Annotated in this window: 14 protein-coding genes and 13 tRNA genes; 2 read left to right on the forward strand and 25 right to left on the reverse strand. The window is 36.2% G+C overall.

Annotation, left to right across the window (positions count from 1 at the left end):
* Nucleotides 1-33: 33 nt before the first annotated feature.
* The 8 genes from Q8X41_RS09430 to Q8X41_RS09465 all read right to left on the reverse strand — a co-directional run bounded on the left by Q8X41_RS09430 (nt 34) and on the right by Q8X41_RS09465 (nt 7,729).
* Nucleotides 34-1,083 carry an ABC transporter ATP-binding protein gene (locus Q8X41_RS09430; protein ID WP_397539977.1) on the reverse strand — a complete coding sequence of 350 codons (1,050 nt, stop codon included), beginning with the start codon at nt 1,081-1,083 and terminating at the stop codon, nt 34-36.
* Between the two features lie 5 nt (nt 1,084-1,088).
* Nucleotides 1,089-2,024, reverse strand: a complete 936-nt coding sequence (locus Q8X41_RS09435; protein ID WP_397539978.1) for an ABC transporter permease — start codon at nt 2,022-2,024, stop codon at nt 1,089-1,091.
* Nucleotides 2,021-2,959, reverse strand: a complete 939-nt coding sequence (locus Q8X41_RS09440) for an ABC transporter permease (RefSeq protein ID WP_397539979.1) — start codon at nt 2,957-2,959, stop codon at nt 2,021-2,023. Before Q8X41_RS09440 ends, Q8X41_RS09435 begins: the two co-directional genes overlap by 4 nt.
* Before the next feature lie 33 nt (nt 2,960-2,992).
* Complete coding sequence (locus tag Q8X41_RS09445) at nt 2,993-3,817, reverse strand: M55 family metallopeptidase (protein ID WP_397539980.1); 825 nt, start codon at nt 3,815-3,817, stop codon at nt 2,993-2,995.
* A gap of 174 nt (nt 3,818-3,991) precedes the next feature.
* Complete coding sequence (locus tag Q8X41_RS09450; protein ID WP_397539981.1) at nt 3,992-4,912, reverse strand: LD-carboxypeptidase; 921 nt, start codon at nt 4,910-4,912, stop codon at nt 3,992-3,994.
* 353 nt (nt 4,913-5,265) lie between these two features.
* The gene (locus tag Q8X41_RS09455) at nt 5,266-5,532 is read right to left on the reverse strand and encodes a hypothetical protein (protein ID WP_397539982.1); all 267 of its coding nucleotides are present in this window, start codon (nt 5,530-5,532) and stop codon (nt 5,266-5,268) included.
* A 236-nt stretch (nt 5,533-5,768) separates the two neighbouring features.
* Complete coding sequence (locus Q8X41_RS09460) at nt 5,769-7,235, reverse strand: PH domain-containing protein (RefSeq protein ID WP_397539983.1); 1,467 nt, start codon at nt 7,233-7,235, stop codon at nt 5,769-5,771.
* Nucleotides 7,232-7,729: a PH domain-containing protein gene (locus Q8X41_RS09465; RefSeq protein ID WP_397539984.1), complete on the reverse strand. Its 498-nt coding sequence runs from the start codon at nt 7,727-7,729 to the stop codon at nt 7,232-7,234. Before Q8X41_RS09465 ends, Q8X41_RS09460 begins: the two co-directional genes overlap by 4 nt.
* A 211-nt stretch (nt 7,730-7,940) precedes the next feature.
* Here Q8X41_RS09465 and Q8X41_RS09470 point away from each other — a divergent pair, with 211 nt between their 5' ends.
* Complete coding sequence (locus Q8X41_RS09470; RefSeq protein ID WP_397539985.1) at nt 7,941-8,801, forward strand: patatin family protein; 861 nt, start codon at nt 7,941-7,943, stop codon at nt 8,799-8,801.
* 213 nt (nt 8,802-9,014) lie between these two features.
* Here Q8X41_RS09470 and Q8X41_RS09475 read toward each other — a convergent pair whose 3' ends face one another.
* The 3 genes from Q8X41_RS09475 to Q8X41_RS09485 form a co-directional block, all read right to left on the reverse strand.
* Nucleotides 9,015-10,400 (reverse strand): NAD-dependent succinate-semialdehyde dehydrogenase, encoded by a 1,386-nt coding sequence (locus Q8X41_RS09475; RefSeq protein WP_397539986.1) that lies wholly within the window; start codon nt 10,398-10,400, stop codon nt 9,015-9,017.
* Nucleotides 10,401-10,414: 14 nt separating this feature from the next.
* The gene (gabT, locus tag Q8X41_RS09480) at nt 10,415-11,719 is read right to left on the reverse strand and encodes a 4-aminobutyrate--2-oxoglutarate transaminase (RefSeq protein ID WP_397539987.1); all 1,305 of its coding nucleotides are present in this window, start codon (nt 11,717-11,719) and stop codon (nt 10,415-10,417) included.
* Nucleotides 11,720-11,914: 195 nt separating this feature from the next.
* On the reverse strand, nt 11,915-13,321 hold the full coding sequence (locus Q8X41_RS09485) for an APC family permease (protein WP_397539988.1): 1,407 nt from the start codon (nt 13,319-13,321) through the stop codon (nt 11,915-11,917).
* 384 nt (nt 13,322-13,705) lie between these two features.
* On the opposite strand from Q8X41_RS09485, the gene Q8X41_RS09490 reads away from it, so the two are divergent.
* Nucleotides 13,706-15,112: a PLP-dependent aminotransferase family protein gene (locus Q8X41_RS09490; protein WP_397539989.1), complete on the forward strand. Its 1,407-nt coding sequence runs from the start codon at nt 13,706-13,708 to the stop codon at nt 15,110-15,112.
* A 217-nt stretch (nt 15,113-15,329) separates the two neighbouring features.
* Here the strand turns inward: Q8X41_RS09490 and Q8X41_RS09495 are convergent, their stop codons facing one another.
* From Q8X41_RS09495 to Q8X41_RS09560, 14 genes are all read right to left on the reverse strand, one after another.
* On the reverse strand, nt 15,330-16,193 hold the full coding sequence (locus tag Q8X41_RS09495; protein ID WP_397539990.1) for a glycerophosphodiester phosphodiesterase: 864 nt from the start codon (nt 16,191-16,193) through the stop codon (nt 15,330-15,332).
* A 253-nt stretch (nt 16,194-16,446) separates the two neighbouring features.
* Nucleotides 16,447-16,527: transfer RNA gene (locus tag Q8X41_RS09500), tRNA-Leu, on the reverse strand.
* A 34-nt stretch (nt 16,528-16,561) separates the two neighbouring features.
* Nucleotides 16,562-16,635 (reverse strand) — tRNA-Cys (locus Q8X41_RS09505).
* A gap of 16 nt (nt 16,636-16,651) precedes the next feature.
* Nucleotides 16,652-16,726 (reverse strand) — tRNA-Gly (locus tag Q8X41_RS09510).
* Nucleotides 16,727-16,734: 8 nt separating this feature from the next.
* Nucleotides 16,735-16,806 (reverse strand) — tRNA-Gln (locus Q8X41_RS09515).
* A gap of 4 nt (nt 16,807-16,810) precedes the next feature.
* Nucleotides 16,811-16,886, reverse strand: a tRNA-His gene (locus tag Q8X41_RS09520).
* 43 nt (nt 16,887-16,929) lie between these two features.
* A tRNA-His gene (locus Q8X41_RS09525) sits at nt 16,930-17,005 on the reverse strand.
* Between the two features lie 32 nt (nt 17,006-17,037).
* Nucleotides 17,038-17,111, reverse strand: a tRNA-Trp gene (locus Q8X41_RS09530).
* 19 nt (nt 17,112-17,130) lie between these two features.
* A tRNA-Tyr gene (locus tag Q8X41_RS09535) sits at nt 17,131-17,214 on the reverse strand.
* A gap of 5 nt (nt 17,215-17,219) precedes the next feature.
* A tRNA-Thr gene (locus Q8X41_RS09540) sits at nt 17,220-17,295 on the reverse strand.
* A 6-nt stretch (nt 17,296-17,301) separates the two neighbouring features.
* Nucleotides 17,302-17,377: transfer RNA gene (locus Q8X41_RS09545), tRNA-Phe, on the reverse strand.
* 34 nt (nt 17,378-17,411) lie between these two features.
* Nucleotides 17,412-17,488: transfer RNA gene (locus Q8X41_RS09550), tRNA-Asp, on the reverse strand.
* Between the two features lie 4 nt (nt 17,489-17,492).
* Nucleotides 17,493-17,569: transfer RNA gene (locus Q8X41_RS09555), tRNA-Met, on the reverse strand.
* 23 nt (nt 17,570-17,592) lie between these two features.
* A tRNA-Val gene (locus Q8X41_RS09560) sits at nt 17,593-17,668 on the reverse strand.
* Nucleotides 17,669-17,683 lie beyond the last annotated feature (15 nt).

The raw sequence follows: 17,683 nt of genomic DNA on the forward strand, positions 1-17,683 counted from the left end.
TTATATTTATGTGAAGCACTAAGTGCCCATCACCTATTTATCAAATAACCCCTTTGATCGTGCATCTTGCAGCCAACAATCTGTATAGTGACTTGTAGATAGATAAGTTGTCCCCGGTTGTACATAATCACACACTTCCATCGCAAATGGACAACGTGCTACAAAGGCACATCCTTTTGGTGGTGCAAATAAGTCTGGAGGTGTTCCTTCTATAGGTTCTAGTTCTTCTTCCAACAAGTCTAGTCGTGGTACTGAATTTAATAAGCCCTTTGTATATGGATGAGTCGGCTGATAAAAGATTTCACGTTTCGTACCGATTTCTATAATCTTGCCTGCATACATAACAGCAATACGATCTGCGATTTTCGCTACTACTCCTAAATCATGTGTGATTAAAATAATAGAGACCCCGGTTTTTTGTTGAATTTCTTCAAATATCTCAAGAATTTGTGCTTGAATTGTTACATCGAGAGCAGTTGTTGGTTCATCTGCGATTAATAATGTCGGTTCGCAAATTAATGCTATTGCAATAACAATTCGCTGTCTCATCCCACCTGAAAATTGATGGGGAAATTGTTTTAGGCGCTCTTTCGGATTTGAAATGCCTACTAAATCTAATATTTCTATCGCCTTTTTATCGGCTTCAGTTTTGCTAATCGATTTATGGGTTCTAAGACCATCTGTTAGCTGCTCCCCAATTGTTAAAGTTGGATTCAACGCCGTCATAGGATCTTGGAAAATCATTGAAATATCTACCCCTTGGATTTTCCGTAATCCCTTTTTATCTAACTTCGCTAAATCTTTACCCTTAAAAAATACTTTGCCATTTGATATTTTGCCTGGAGGCTGAGGAATCAGTCCCATAATGGCATTAGATGTTACACTTTTCCCACAACCAGATTCTCCTACTATAGCGAGCGTTTCTCCTTCATGCAGATCAAAGGTTACGCCCCGGACAGCATGAACTTCACCACCATAAGTTTTAAAGGTTACGTGTAAATCTTGAACCTCTAGAATCTTCTTACCAACTGCTGTAGAGAGATTTTGAAGTTGTTCATCACTTTGTTGCGTTTTACTTGTCATCCCTCTCACCCCCTAAGTTTTGGATCCAGTGCATCTTGCAACCCATCACCTAAAACGTTAAATGCAAACATCGTAATCGCTATAAATAATGCAGGGAAGAATAATCTCCACCAGTAACCTGATAAAATAACTGGCAATGCATCATTTGCCATTACCCCCCAACTAGCATAGGGTGCTTGAATACCTAAACCTAAAAAACTTAAGAATGCTTCTGCAAAGATTGCACTAGGTACTGTTAATGTCATTTGAACAATAATAGGCCCCATTGTATTTGGAAGTAAATTTTTTCTGATAATTCTGAATGTTTTAGCCCCAAATGATTTAGAAGCCGTTACAAACTCATAATTTTTAATCTGTAATACTTGACCACGTACAATTCGAGCCATACCAACCCAACCGGTAATCGTTAATGCGACAATTATCGTTGTTAAGCTTGGTTCCATGACTACCAAAAGTAAGATCACGACTAATAAATGTGGTAAACCATATAAAATCTCAATTATACGCATCATAAATAAGTCTACTTTGCCGCCTTTATAACCGCTGATTCCTCCATAGATAATACCAATCGTAACATCAATAATAGCGGCCATTAATCCAACAAATAATGAAATACGTGCCCCATACCATGTTCTCGTAAATACATCTCGTCCCAACTCATCTGTACCAAACCAATTATTCATTGAAGGCGCTTTGTTTTGATTTGGAAAATCAGTAGTTGTTACTGAATGTGGAGAAAACATTGGTACAAAAATAGCTGCTAGTCCTAAGAAAATTAAAAAGAATAAGCCAAACATTGCTAATTTATTCTTCTTTAAACGTCTCCATGCATCTGCCCAATATGAAAGTGATGGACGGACAACTTTCTCTGCTTTTTCTATATCTTTTTCCTTGGGTTTAAACCATTCGTCTTTTACTTCAATATCGTGCACATTCGTCATGATGCATCACCTGCTTTTTTATGCAATTTGATACGTGGATCTAAAATACCGTAAACAATATCCACTAAGAACAACATAAAAACTAAAAACGCACTATAGAACACCGTAGTTCCCATAATTACTGGGTAATCACGATTATTAATACTTTCTACGAAATATTTCCCCATACCAGGAATGGCGAAAATCTTCTCAATAACAAACGTTCCTGTTAAAATTCCGGCTAACATCGTTCCCATTATCGTTACAACCGGCATCATTGCATTACGCAATGCATAGCGTACAATAATTCTCCACGGCTTTAGTCCCTTTGCTTTTGCCATTTTAATATAATCCTGCGTCAATACTTCTAGCATACTGGCTCTTGTTAGCCTCGCTATAATAGCCATTGGACCTGTTGCTAATGCGAGTGTTGGTAGCACCATATGCTTTGGACTTTCCCAAGTTGCTGCTGGGAACCAGCCCAGCTCTCCTGCAAACACCTTAATTAGTAATGTAGCCAAGATAAAGTTTGGTAATGATATCCCTATTACAGCAAACGTCATGGCAAAATAATCGATTACACCATTATGGCGAAGTGCTGCTAAAGTTCCTAATATCACCCCAGATATAACGGCGACTAATATCGTAACCATTCCAAGTTCGAATGATATTGGAAAACCTCGGCTGATCAAACTGTTCACAGTCTCATTTGGCTTTTTAATCGAAGGACCAAAATCAAATGTTACAATGGCCTCTAAATAACTTAAATATTGCTTTGAAAGTGGTTGATCTAGCTTATAAAATTTTTCTAAGTTTGCTTGAATTGTTGGATTCGTCGTACGATCACTGTCTAAGGGTGACCCAGGAATGGCATGCATTAAAAAGAATGTTAAAGTTGCAATAATTAAAACTGTCACGACCATCATCAAAAATCGTTTGATGATATATTTCACCATACAAATCTCCCCTTTGATCTTTCTATGATGTCATTAACAATATTTTGCTTGATAAGCAAGCTCCGCCATGACCAACATTGCTCGATATGCTTCTAGAATATCTTTTGCACAAAATTCTACGATAGTTGTACCTTCAATAATTCTTGTTCCTGGCATTAATGCCGCCCATTCTGCTTGTCCATAATTGGTGAATTCAATTTTTAAAATTGGATTTTCCGGTGGTGTTAATGGTTTGATTTCACCCTTTTTAGCAATTGCCTCAGCTACTTTTTCAGCAACTAACGTGCGAGCTTTTTTCGGATGCAGCGTTTTAACACAAGATCTTGAAATGGATTCTTTTACAGCTGCTGTGACAACACCAGGAATTAACGCTTCGATTTCTTTGCATGCACAATCATCACCTGCTAAGAAAATAACAGGTACCCCATAATATCCTGCTACGTATGCATTGAATCCAATTTCTCCAATCTCTACATCATTGATGAACATCGTTCTGAAACTAAATGTCATTGAGTGGCTCATAACCCCTGGCTGACCAGCTCTTGCATGGTAGCCATCGAACATAACGCCATCAAATGTTTCATCTACATTATGTACCATCGAGAATTGCTTGAAGTCCCCAGATATTAGTGTTGCATCTTCATGCAATTCTTCAACTAATAAATTATTCATCTTCGAGTGGCTATCATTTACTAATACTTCTGTTGCCCCATTATGAAATGCTGATTCGATTATGGCATTTGCTTCTTGTGTCATAATTCTTCGCGAATTTTCATAATTGTGTTCTGAAGATGTTACAAACGTATAATCTGGTAACCCTGTAATGCCTTCCATGTCTACTGAAAGAAAATATTTCATCCTTGTTCCCCCTATCAATCTCCTGTTGCTTATTGATAGGTTACCAGAAATATTCTGAATATTCAATTATTTATAAGTAATAAAATGTTACATTATTTTATTTTTACATAAAGTATTAATAAACCCTAAAAGAAAAAGATCCAATTTCTATTTGGAATTGGATCTTTTATTATCTTATTCCACTCCTGGTAAAACGGCTAATTCTTTATGCTCTGCATCTAAAATCACATCGACACCTAATGGAATTCCAACGTTTGGTTCGCAATGACCAATTTTAAAACCACTTACAACTGGAATATTTAAATCGATGAAATAGGATTCAAATAAATCATTTAAACTTGGTGAATCTTGATATTCACGTGGATCAGCATTGGTAAAATCACCAATCAATATACCAACTACGTGTTCAAATTTACGTGCTTGTCTTAGTTGATTTAGCAATCCATCAATTTGTGCAGGTTCTAATCCTATATCTTCAATGAGTAGGATTTTACCTTTTGTATCAATTTCAAATTTAGTGCCTAAACTATTTGCAATTAATGTTAAGTTACCACCAGTGATTTCTCCACGTGCTACGCCACCACAAATAGTTGTAAGTGGTGAAATACTTTCATCATAGTGAATCTCAGCTGGTTGGAATAATTGCTCAAACATATGCTTCGTACGCTCTGTTACATCATCACGTCCAATACTTGATAATGTTGGGCCATGGAAAGTAACAATATCTGAGAACATGCCAATTGCAGTATGCAAGAATGTAATATCAGAAAAACCCCAGAAAATTTTCGGATTTTCTTCTAATAATAAGTAATCGATTTTGTCTGCAATTCTCGCAGCACCAAACCCAGCACTTGCACAGAAAATCGCCTTAATAGTTGGATCTTCAATCATTTCTTGCAAATCTTCAGCACGTTCTTCATCTGTTCCTGCTAAATAATTGTTATGAAGTTGCACAGTCTTTCCTAACACATAACGTAAACCTAATTCTTCTAAAAAGTTGAGTGATTTTGTTAATCTTTCTATATTTGGAGGACTAGATGGAGCAATAATCCCAACTGTATCCCCTTTTTGTAATCTTGGTGGACGTCTTTTCATATTCAAAACTCCTATGTTAATTTATATAACTATCCTTTACTTTACCACCTATTCTATTGAAAAAGCGAGTAGACATCATCATATTTCTGTTTGAGCAATAAAGAAAGACATCTACTTAACATTTTTTATATCTTCTATATAGCTAGGTTCAATTCTCCATTTTTTGTTGCTAATTTAACCGAAGTCTCAATCTTTTCTTTAAATATCCCTGTATTATTTAAAGTTAGAGAAATAAAATCCATTTTATTATACATAATTCGTGTTACCTTAGGAAAAAAATAAAAAGCTCTAACAAATTGCTAGAGCTTCATTAATGAAATTATTAAAGTTTCTAATATGTTATCGAAAAGAATCTAACGCGCTTTGTAATTTACTTTAGAATCTTCAAATCGCACATTAGCATTTGTTTGCGGTAAATTTACACCTATCCCATGCTCTTTGTTATAGTCAATCCATTTTTGCTTCTCACGTTCAACTGCTCTATTCTGCCATTCCAGCCAACCACACTCTGCACAATGACTTTCTACATAACTGTTACCATGTGTATCTCGATGATGATAGATGGTATTTAATTTACAATTATAACAATAGATGATTTTATGATCACTCTGCATATGCATAAGGCAACCTCCTCTATTCATGGTCTACTAAAACCATAATTTACAAATTGCCATTACTTTATACAGGCACATACCATGAAAATATTATTTTTTCACGAGCTCAAATAATTTAAGAAATGTTTCATAATGCACTTGAACTTCCATCTGTACAATAAAAAAGAACTAACTTATTAAAGCTAGTCCCTTTCAATAACTTATATCATTTTGCATAGCTTTCAACGATTTTTTATTGTCTTTTATTCTACTTGAATGTTTTCGCCTCTTTTTTTATACCAAACATAAAAGTCTGCTGAGTACACAAGAGGCATATCAGAAATGGTAGTCACTTCTACAGGATTTGCTCGATTGCTCACGTAAATTGTTGATGCTTTAAATGTCCTTTGAATTGGTGATGTTCTTACCTTTGCTTCAATGATATTTTTTCGTTTTGAAATTAGCATTTTTCTAACAAAGCCACCTGATTGCATTTGTATAAATTCTTTTTGTATAGAAAAATGACTATTACGAAAGTCTACATACGTTATTGTTACTAACGTCAATAGAAGAATGAGTGAAAGCCACCAAAACTTTGGAATCCATATAAAAAGTGCAATAGATAAAATAATACATATAATACTTGCTCTACATAGCTTTAACCAAAGTACATGTTTATCAAGCTTTCTTGGATTCAAATCAATTTCATATTCCGGTAAAACCTCCGTAATAATGTGATATGCTTTTCTTTTTGGTAGAAATGGGTATAGCGTACTTATCTCATCATCATCCTCATAATTACTAGATGTCACCAACTCTACTTCTACTAAACCTAAAATTTGTTTGAATAACCCTTGTTTAATATTGAGAGCTTGAACACGAGATTTTTGAATCGAAAATTGAGATTCACTGAACAAACCTCTTTTAATATATATTTTCGTGTCATCACTTGAAAGTGTATAATTCCAATATCTAGAAAGCGTATAGCAAATCGACAAAACTAATGAAACAATTAGAATTCCTACTAGCACAATTATATCAATCCATAAATAAGCCATAATCAAATCAATGGATACCGTTTTTTTAACAAATTGATATGCATCTTTATCTTTAATCATTATTCCAATAGCGAATGTTGGTACTACCAGCAAAAACTTCACAGAAGCAAATGAAGCTTTTAATAGCTCAGTTATTGTGGCTTGATAATGAATTCTTTGTATACTTTGATGCGTAGAAACAGACTCTTCTCTATATCCATCTAATGGCGCATCTGAATTCTTTTTGTTAAATACCAAATCCTCCAATAAATTCGCCTCTTGCAGTGAAAGCATATCGAAAATTACATCTTCATCTGTTGCAGATGCAGTTGAAAAGACAATGTGCGTTTTACGAAAAAGTTTATGGATAATCTTTCTTTTCCGCTGAATATTTTGTATCCGGTTAAAAGGTATGACTTGTTTATTCTTGGTGAAAATACCGGAGTGAATATAAAAAGCACTTTCATCATATCCATAGCGATAGGTAAACCAGCTTAAAAATATATATAAAAACATTAATATCAGGATAAAAGGATAGGCAATCCAAAATAAATGCCAAATTCTATTCGTTGAGGTGTCATTTAAAACAAATAAAACTAAAGTCGGTATGAGCAAATTCTTTATTAGCTTCAGGTAATTTAATACTAGCTTGATAGACGAGATCCTTTTCATAGGTGAAACTACTTCTATCATTCACTCACTTCCCTAATTTTCGCAAAGACCGCAATTTGATCCCGTAGTATGTATGCTTCATCTGCTGAAATACCAGGAATTTCATGCATGGTCCCCATCGTGTTGATCTCAATATTATAGAGTCCAAACCATCTTAAAATAGGGCCCTGTTCTAATAAGACGGATTGAACTTTGGTCATGGGTATTAACTCGCTTGACTCAAACAGTCTCCCATACTTTAATTTAATAAATTCATCGTCAATATCATATCTCCAATGTTTTTGTATTAAATAAGGGCTTAAGGTTACATCCCATAGTGTATACATAACCCCTAGAACTACTAAAATCAGTAATAACCATTGCAACCATTGCCACCAATCAAAGTAACCTGCTACAACATTTAATATTATAAGAATAACCAACATTATAATATTAGAAATAATATTGCTTATGCGCCAAGCCATTTTCGCTTTTTTTGGTAATTTTGTCTTTGGTTGTTCAATCAAACCATGCATTTTAACATCTCCTTTTCACTTTAGATTAAGAGGGACTAAAATAGTTTATTCATTACTATTTTACTATAGATTGAATAACCTAATAAATATTTTACGTTTCGGCCATCAGCACAGCTAATGTTACACTAGAAGAAACAAAATAAATGCAAATTAATATTGTCATATAGATTAGGAACTACAAGTATCTTTTTCAACTGGAAAGAAGGATTCGATGTTAAAAGTAAATGTAGAAAATACAAGTTTAATATTAGAGGGAGGCACTTTTCGTACACTGTTTACTGGCGGTGTATTAGATACCTTTTTAGATCAAGAGATCATGATGCCTTATATTGTAGGGATTTCGGCAGGTGCAATTAACGCATCAGCTTATGTTGCACAACAAAAAGAGCGGATGCTATATACATTATTAAACTATCGCCATGACAAACGATATATGGGCATTCGAAACTTCTTCTCTGAGCGCAGCTTATTCGGCTTAGACTTTAGCTACAATACGATTCCTAATGAGTTGTATCCATTCGATTGGGACACCTATCAACAATACAACGGTCAATTATTATTCGGTGTAACAAATGCCCATACAGGACAAGTTGAATATAAGAACGCCATCGACATGGACCGAAAATGTATGATGTTACAAGCTACATGTGCCATCCCTGTACTTTTCCCAGAGATTAAGTTAGAAGGTATTCCTTATTATGATGGAGGACTAGCTGAACCGATTCCAATTCACCATACCGTTGAACAAGGTTTCCAAAAGCATGTCATTATCCTTACTCGCCCAAAAGGTTATCGAAAAAAGCTGGATCGTCAAAGTAAAATTGCCATGAAACTCCTAAAAAACCGATATCCAGCTATCGTCAAAAGTATGGAAAAACGCGTTGATCACTATAACGCATCATTGGACTACTGCGAACAACTAGAAGCAGAAGGTAAAGCCTTCATTTTCCGCCCAACCTTCGCACTTAATAGTTTTGAAAAAAATTTGAACCAAATTCGTTCAAATTATCAAATGGGCTATGAACAAGGAGTACAACGAATGACGGATTTGAATAGATTTCTACTAAGATAAAAATAAAAAGAAGGGTTATTTAGCTCAATACAGAAAACTTACAAAAGATGGGAAGTCACTCAAAAACGAAATATATGGATTGAAATACAGGTAGAACTAGGTTGGTAAGATAACTATTACTGTTAAAAAACAAGATTTAAATAACGGGTAAAAAAACGTAAAAAAAGAAACTATCTTAAATAGTTTCTTTTTTTAGTGATGCAATAGCTATATTTATATGTTTGTAGAAATATATTTTGTTTCTAGGTACGGTTCGATGCCTTCAAGGCCACCTTCACGTCCAATGCCACTTTCCTTCATTCCACCGAATGGGATATGTGCCCCAGATGGTGCACCATCGTTCCAGCCTACAATACCAAATTCAAGGTTTTCACTTAAGTACACACCCGTTTTATAACTTTCTGTAAAGAAGTAAGCTGCTAGGCCATATGGTGTACCATTGGCAATTTCGACTGCTTCCTCTAATGTATGGAAACGTGTAATTGGTGCTACGGGTCCAAATGTTTCTTCTTGCATGATTTTCATTGTATCATTTACATCCATAACAACTGTTGGTTGAATGAAATAATATCCTTTTTCATCATCATAATTATATTCATTTCCACACGCGATATCGGCACCTTTTGATACAGCATCTTCTAACTGATCAACAATTTTATCGAACCCTTTTTTATTAATAATTGGGCCTACTGTTACGTCCTTGTCTAATCCATTACCTAATTTTAATTGTTTCACCGCTGCTACAAATTTTTCTGTAAACGCGTCCACTACACTATCTTGCACAAGTAAGCGGTTTGGACAAACACAAGTTTGACCTGCATTACGGAATTTCGCATTAATTGTTTGTTGTACAGCCAAATCAAGGTCTGCATCCTCTGCAACGATCAAAGGTGCATGACCACCAAGTTCCATCGTTGCATGTTTTATCGTATCAGCACAATTCCGCAAAAGTTCCTTACCAACTGGCGTTGATCCTGTAAACGTAATTTTGCGTACGTATGGGCTATCTGTAAATAATTTACCGATACGTGGTCCATCACCATTGACACATTGCACAACATCTTTTGGAATACCTGCTTCATGTGCCAATTCAATTAAACGAATTGTTGTAAGCGGCGTTTCCTCTGCTGGTTTAACAATAAATGTACAACCTGCTGCAAGTGCTGGTGCAGCTTTTCGTGTCATCATCGCTGCCGGGAAGTTCCAGGGAGTAATCGCTGCTACTTGTCCAATTGGTTGTTTAATAACTGTTAAGCGTTTGGACTCTTGATGACCTGGGATTGTACGACCATAAATACGCTTTGCTTCTTCTGCGTACCAATCGATATAGCTTACTGCATAATCAACTTCTCCTAGACCTTCTGCAAGTGGCTTACCATTTTCACGTGTAATTAATTCACCAATTTCGGCACGATGTGCACGAACTAAATCAGCCCACTTTGATAAAAGTGCTGAACGTTTATGTGCATTTACTTTTGACCATGTTTTAAAAGCAGTATGACCTGCTTTAAGTGCAGTTAGAACTTCTTCATTACTTGAAACAATTACTTCTTGTAAATCTTCACCTGTTGCTGGGTTGGTTACTATAAATGTAGACATTAACGACTTCCTCCTTAGCTATTCGCAAAAGCGTCTTCTAAAATAGCAAAGCCTTTTTCTAATTCTTCATCCGTGATCACTAGTGGGGGCAAGAAGCGAATCACATTCCCTTTAATACCAGCCGTTAATAATAATAATCCATGTTGATTTGTATAATTTGCGATATCAGTTACACGATATTTATCTGCTTCACGAGTCACTGGATCTTTAACAATTTCCATCGCTACCATCGCACCTAAACGACGAATATCTCCGATTTCGGGATATTTTGCTTGTAATGCTTTTATTTTGTTTTCAATTTTTTGACCAATAATTTCAGCACGCTCTGGTAATTTTTCCTCTTTCATAATTTCGATTACCGCTAACGCCGCTGCATTGGCTGTTGGACTACCAGCATATGTACCACCCAATTGACCTGGTTCGGAAACTTCCATGATTTCTTTACGTCCAATTACACCTGAAAGTGGCATACCAGCTGCTAAAGATTTCGATACAGTAATTAAATCTGGCACAACGTCAAAATGCTCGATGGCAAATAATTTACCTGTACGTCCAAATCCTGTTTGAATTTCATCCGCTATGAAGACGATGTTGTTTTCGTTACAGAATTTCGCGATTTCTTGTACGAATTTTTTCGGTGGTACGATGAATCCACCTTCCCCTTGTAATGGTTCCATTACGACACAAGCTACCATTTCAGGAGATACTGTTGTTAAGAAGAAGTCTTTAAATTCAGCAATAATACGATCTACGTATTCTTCTTCTGTTTCACCAGCTGGTTTTTGATATAAGTATGGATATGGTGCTTTATATATTTCAGGTGCAAATGGACCAAAGCCCTCTTTGTATGGTTTAACTTTACTTGTCATGCCCATTGTTAAATTTGTACGACCGTGATAGCCACGTGTAAACGATACGACACCTGATTTTTTCGTATAACGACGGGCAATTTTCACAGCATTTTCAACTGCCTCTGCACCAGAGTTTAATAAAATAACTTGTTTGTCATGTGTACCTGGTGTAACTTCACAAAGCTTTTCTGCTAATTCAACATAGTTTTCATACATGATAACATTGAATCCTGGATGAATAACGTGATCCACTTGTGCTTTTATAGCCTCCACTACTTTTGGATGATTGTGGCCTACATTAATCATACCGATACCTGCTGCAAAATCAATCCATTCATTTCCCTCTACATCAATAACTGTTGCCCCTTTTGCCTCTCTTGCAAAATTTAATGAGCCATTGCTTACAGCTCGAACAACATATTTTTGTCGTTTTTCTAGTAATTCCTCTGTTTTAGTAGTGACTTTCATTTTTATTCCTCCTCGTGTTGTGATTACAGAAAATTATGTCATCTTCTGGTGAAAAGAAAAGAACCAATTTTCAGCTTTTTTAGGATCCAGATAAACTAAATAATAATAGTTATATGTATCAAATAGATACTCGTCTTATCTAAATAACATCAAGTATATGCTTATTACAAATATAACTATCTTCATAACTCTTCATCATTCTGAAGTATAATTTTCGCTTTTCTCAAAAATATTTTCTGATACTTTCATAGAGTTTAAAGAATATAATCCAAAGCCAATTAAGCACCAAACACCTAGAATAACCCATTCCATAGGCCATACTAATGCAGACGGCATACCAGGTAAGTAGAATGAAATAAATAAAATACTTAAAACAATCGCCGTAATACCAGTGAATTTCCAATACTTAATTCTGTATGGGCGATGTAATTCTGACTCTGTTTTACGTAGCTTGATAAATGCAATTGAAACAAGTAAATAACCAACTACAATCCCTACACCACCTGCATCTACTAACCATACCAATGCTGGACGGCCTAAAAATGGTGCAATTGCCGCTAAAATCCCTAAGAAGATAATCGCGTTTGTAGGCGTTTGATATTTAGGATGCATGTATGAAAACCATTTTGGAATCATATTATTTTCAGACATTGCATAAAGAATTCGGCTACCACCGATAATGAAAGCATTCCAGCTCGTAATAATTCCTGCAATACCACCGATTACTAAAATATAGCCCCAAATTGGACTACCAAACAAAGCAACCATTGCATCTGCTGTTGCAAGTTGACTCTTTAATAGCTGATCATCTGGAAGTGCTACAGCTACACCAAATACAACAAATAAATAAAAACATACAGCGCTTATAATAGAAACGATAATAATGTGACCTATTGACTTACCAGGTGCATTAATTTCCGCGGCTACTTGCGGAATAACATCGAAGCCAACAAATAAAAATGGAATCATAACAAGGACGGAAAGCGTACCACCAATACCATCAGTGAACATTGGATCTAGATTCTTTAAATCACCGTGAGCAATGGCACCATACACTATTAACCCTGCCACTAATACAATCGCTACTGTAAAAATGTTTTGGAAAACTGCAGCTGGCTTTATTCCAAAGAAATTGAGCGCTGTTAAAGCAATCGAACCAACTGTACCAATCAACGCCCAAGTTAAAAAGACTTCCCAACCACCTAAAGTCCAAAGACTCACTTTATGCTCTACTGGCATTACATAATCAATTACAGTTGGTAAAGCAACTGCTTCAAATGTAACAACTGATACATAACCAAATAGTACTCCCCAAGCTGTTACAAATGCACTTTTCTTACCAAATGCTCGCTTTACAAAGACAAGTCCCCCGCCTGTTTCTGGCATCGCAGATGAAAGCTCTGCATATGTTAGACCAATGAAAATAACTAATAGACCGCCCAATATAAAGGCAATAACTGCTCCTAGAAAACCTGCACTTGCTACCCATTCTCCTGAAAGAACAACCCAACCCCATCCAAGCATTGCTCCAAGAGATAAGAATAGTACATCAATCTTCGACATAGATTTCGTAAAATCTTTTTTATTATTGTTATTACTCATATGTATTTCCCCCTTTGTGTTTGGCTCTTTCCGATAAAGTAACTCTTATCGTTTAGGTAAAGTGAATCACTTGTGTTTTTACAGCTTCCACTACTTTTGGATGATTGTCCTACATAATCATTCCGATACCTGCTGCAAAATCAATCCATTCCCCTTAAAATCAATGACTCTTACACCTTTTGCAAAATTTAATGAGCCATTGCTTACAGCTCGAAAACATATTTTCGCTGTTATCGTAGTAATTTTTCTGCCTTAGTTGTGACATTCACTTTTCAATTCCCCCTTGTCTAGCGTTTACAGAAGATTATGAACAGCTTATCATTAAAAGAAAAGAACCAATTTTTTTATTTTTTAAGAACCAGATGATTGAAAGGAAGATTTCAAATGATAGCAAACCGAAATGCAGAGAGAGAATATAAATACAAACAAATTTATCAGCAAATAAAAAATCAAATTTTATCTGGTATCTATAAGCCACAAGAAAAGCTTCCATCAAAACGGCAATTAGCGGAGCAATCAGGGGTCAGCACTAACTCTGTTATCGTTGCATTAGATCAGTTACTTGCTGAAGGCTATATTTATAGCGTAGAGCGAAAGGGATATTTTGTGGAGGATATTACGCTTTATGTAGCAGATGAAAAAGAAGTTAAACCTTTACCAAAACATTTGAAAGAAACAAGGATATTGTCTTCAGATATTATTTCATTTTCACATATGAGTGCAAATATGGATTTATTTCCATCCAAAGAATGGTTGAAGTGTGAGCAGAAGGCGTTGAAAACATTTCATCATGAACTTTCGTTTATGTCGCACAATCAAGGACCAATTGAAGTTCGTCAAACTTTAGCACAATACATAAGCTTTAATCGAGGGGTACGCTGTGAACCGGAACAAATTATTTTTCATTCCTCAAGTCAAGCGCTCGTTTCGCAATTATTAGAATTATGCGGTGACAACAAATCCATTGCATTAGAAAATCCTGGGTATGCTCGCTATTATGAGTTGATTCAACGAAAAGGATGGAAAGTTCATACTGTACCACTCGACGAAAGTGGATTCCAAATTGAAGCCATTCAACATAAAGACATTGGACTACTTTACACAACGCCGTCACATCAATTTCCTACTGGTATTATTATGCCTGTATCACGTCGCTTTGAATTATTAAATTGGGCAAATGGAAAAGAGGGGCGCTACATAATCGAGGATGACTACGATAGTGAGTTCAAATACGGAACAAGTAATATCCCTTCCCTTCAAAGTCTTGATCGTAATAATCGTACAATCTATACAGGAACATTCTCTAAGACGTTATTCCCAGGTATTCGTATTAGTTACATGGTGTTGCCACCAGAATTATTAGAGGTCTATCGTGAAAAATTCGATTACTTACTTCCACAATGCAATACATTAAACTTATATACGTTACTTTATTTTATTAAAGATGGCTACTACCAAAAGCATCTTCGCAAAATGACACATCATTTTGAAGCGATGCGACAAAAGCTTATTAAAGAACTAAAAAGAACATTCCAAAATGACATAAACATATTAGATGTTCCAGCTGGCTTACATTTTCTCGTTAAAATCAAAACGACACGAGATTATGAAGAAATTACCGCGCGAGCAGAGAAAGCTCGTATTCATTTTTTTAATATTAAAAGATTTTCATTAAGTGAAATACAAGAACCTGCTGATGAACATAGCTTTATTATCGGCTTTGCAAGCTTGAAGGAAGAAGAAATGAAAGAAGCCGTTCAACGACTCTTTACAACTATTAAAGGATCGTAAAATGAAAAATAGATAGTCTTAATGTCTTAATAATGTAAAATGCTCAGAAATATTGTTATATCAACATTTCTGAGCATTTCTGAACACTATTTCCATTAATGATACCGATGTAGGATTTTAATCTAAAAAATGGGAAGACTTTCAAACATCAAAATACTGTCACTAACACTTAATTAGAAAGTTTTTTTGATTATCCATTATCAATGCGTTGAAATTTTTACTTTCCTTTCTTCACCTCATTCAACAAGTCCGGGAAGTTTGTAAACATTCCTGTTACACCCCAGTCAATTAGCTGCTGCATTCTTTCTTTGTCATTTACTGTATATGGGTGTATTTCAAGTCCACTATTGACTACCTTTTGTATATATTCTTGATTTAAATACGTATGGTTTGGTCCCACTCCAATCGCATATTCTTTAATCTTTGCAATGTCAGTATCTGTTATCACTGCATTCCCTTTATAAGATAACAATTGAATTAGTTTCAGTGATGGATCCAATTCCTTCATTATTTTCAGGCTATCAGCACTAAATGATTGAAGAAGTAATTTCTGTTTATTGATGTCATACTTATCTATAAGACGTAAAAGCTCTTTTTCCATCCCAGGGTATATGTCAGGTGACTTCGTTTCGATATAATAGCTAGCATTCTTGCCGAACTTTCGAAAAATCTCTTCAAGAGATGGTACTTGTAATCCTACATACTCTGACTTAGCATATTGTGGATATGCTTCATTAAACCAACTTCCAGCATCCAGATGTTTGATTTCATCTAGTGTATAGTTTTTCACAGGACCTGTTCCATCTGTTGTCCGATTCAACGTTTCGTCGTGCATAGCAATTAATTGACCATCCTTTGTCATCTGTAAATCGATTTCAATATAGTTACCATGCATTTTTTCTCCCATTTGATAGGAAGTAATTGTATGTTCTGGAGCATAACCAGAAGCTCCACGATGTGAGACATTTTCGATATCCTTATATTTTTCTTTAGCCATAGCCGTTCCTCCATCTGTCGCAATGCCCACTACTAATACAAGAGCTCCAAGAGCAGATAACCATCTTCTTTTCAATTCCAGCATCTCCTATCTATTCTAATAGACTTCTATTCAAGAATAACAGGAGAATATTAATCTCTTTTAATTCCCTTGTAAATGTTGGTAAATAATATATAGAGAGAGAAAATGATAGTTTTATAGTAATTCTAATTACACTTAATTTAAACCGTGAGAAACGATTAAAGGAACACGATTTCTGCTAAATATGATCCAAGTTCAAAACAACAAAAAAGACCCTAGTGCATTGCACTAGAGCCTTAATATATACGTTATAGGATACCGGTGGTCGGGGTCGAACCGACACTCCAAAGGAACACGATTTTGAGTCGTGCGCGTCTGCCAATTCCGCCACACCGGCATATTATTATTAGAGTTGTTATTTTTTAATTTAATGGAGGCGGCAACCGGATTTGAACCGGTGATAAAGGTGTTGCAGACCTGTGCCTTACCACTTGGCTATGCCGCCTTATTATTAATTTAAATGGAGCGGAAGACGGGGTTCGAACCCGCGACCCCCACCTTGGCAAGGTGATGTTCTACCACTGAACTACTTCCGCATATTTAACTGGGGTACCTGGATTCGAACCAGGGCATGACGGAATCAAAATCCGTTGCCTTACCGCTTGGCTATACCCCAATAATGGGGCGACTGAAGGGGATCGAACCCTCGAATGCCGGAACCACAATCCGGTGTGTTAACCACTTCACCACAATCGCCATTATATAATTTTAAATACATTGTTTATTTAATGAAAATAAATGGGGCGACTGAAGGGGATCGAACCCTCGAATGCCGGAACCACAATCCGGTGTGTTAACCACTTCACCACAATCGCCATTATATTGGTTTTTTCATTAAATTTATAATTGGCAGGGGCAGTAGGAATCGAACCCACATCAAAGGTTTTGGAGACCTCTATTCTACCGTTAAACTATGCCCCTATATAATAAGTATTAAATATGGTGGAGGGGGGCAGATTCGAACTGCCGAACCCGAAGGAGCGGATTTACAGTCCGCCGCGTTTAGCCTCTTCGCTACCCCTCCGAAAATGGTGCCGGCGAAAGGAGTCGAACCCTCGACCTACTGATTACAAGTCAGTTGCTCTACCAACTGAGCTACACCGGCATATCATGGTGGGTCGGGACGGAATCGAACCGCCGACACTTAGAGCTTCAATCTAATGCTCTACCAACTGAGCTACCGACCCATGATAATTTTAAAACATATTTTTTTAAATAAAATGGCGGTCCGGACGGGACTCGAACCCGCGACCTCCTGCGTGACAGGCAGGCATTCTAACCAGCTGAACTACCGGACCATTTTGGTTGCGGGGACAGGATTTGAACCTGCGACCTTCGGGTTATGAGCCCGACGAGCTACCGAACTGCTCCACCCCGCGATAATGGTATTTATAATTTTAAATGGTGGAGGATGACGGGATCGAACCGCCGACCCTCTGCTTGTAAGGCAGATGCTCTCCCAGCTGAGCTAATCCTCCATATATGATAAGAAA

The sequence above is a fragment of the Rummeliibacillus pycnus genome (assembly GCF_044359855.1).
GTDB classification, from domain to species: Bacteria; Bacillota; Bacilli; order Bacillales_A; family Planococcaceae; genus Rummeliibacillus; species Rummeliibacillus pycnus_A.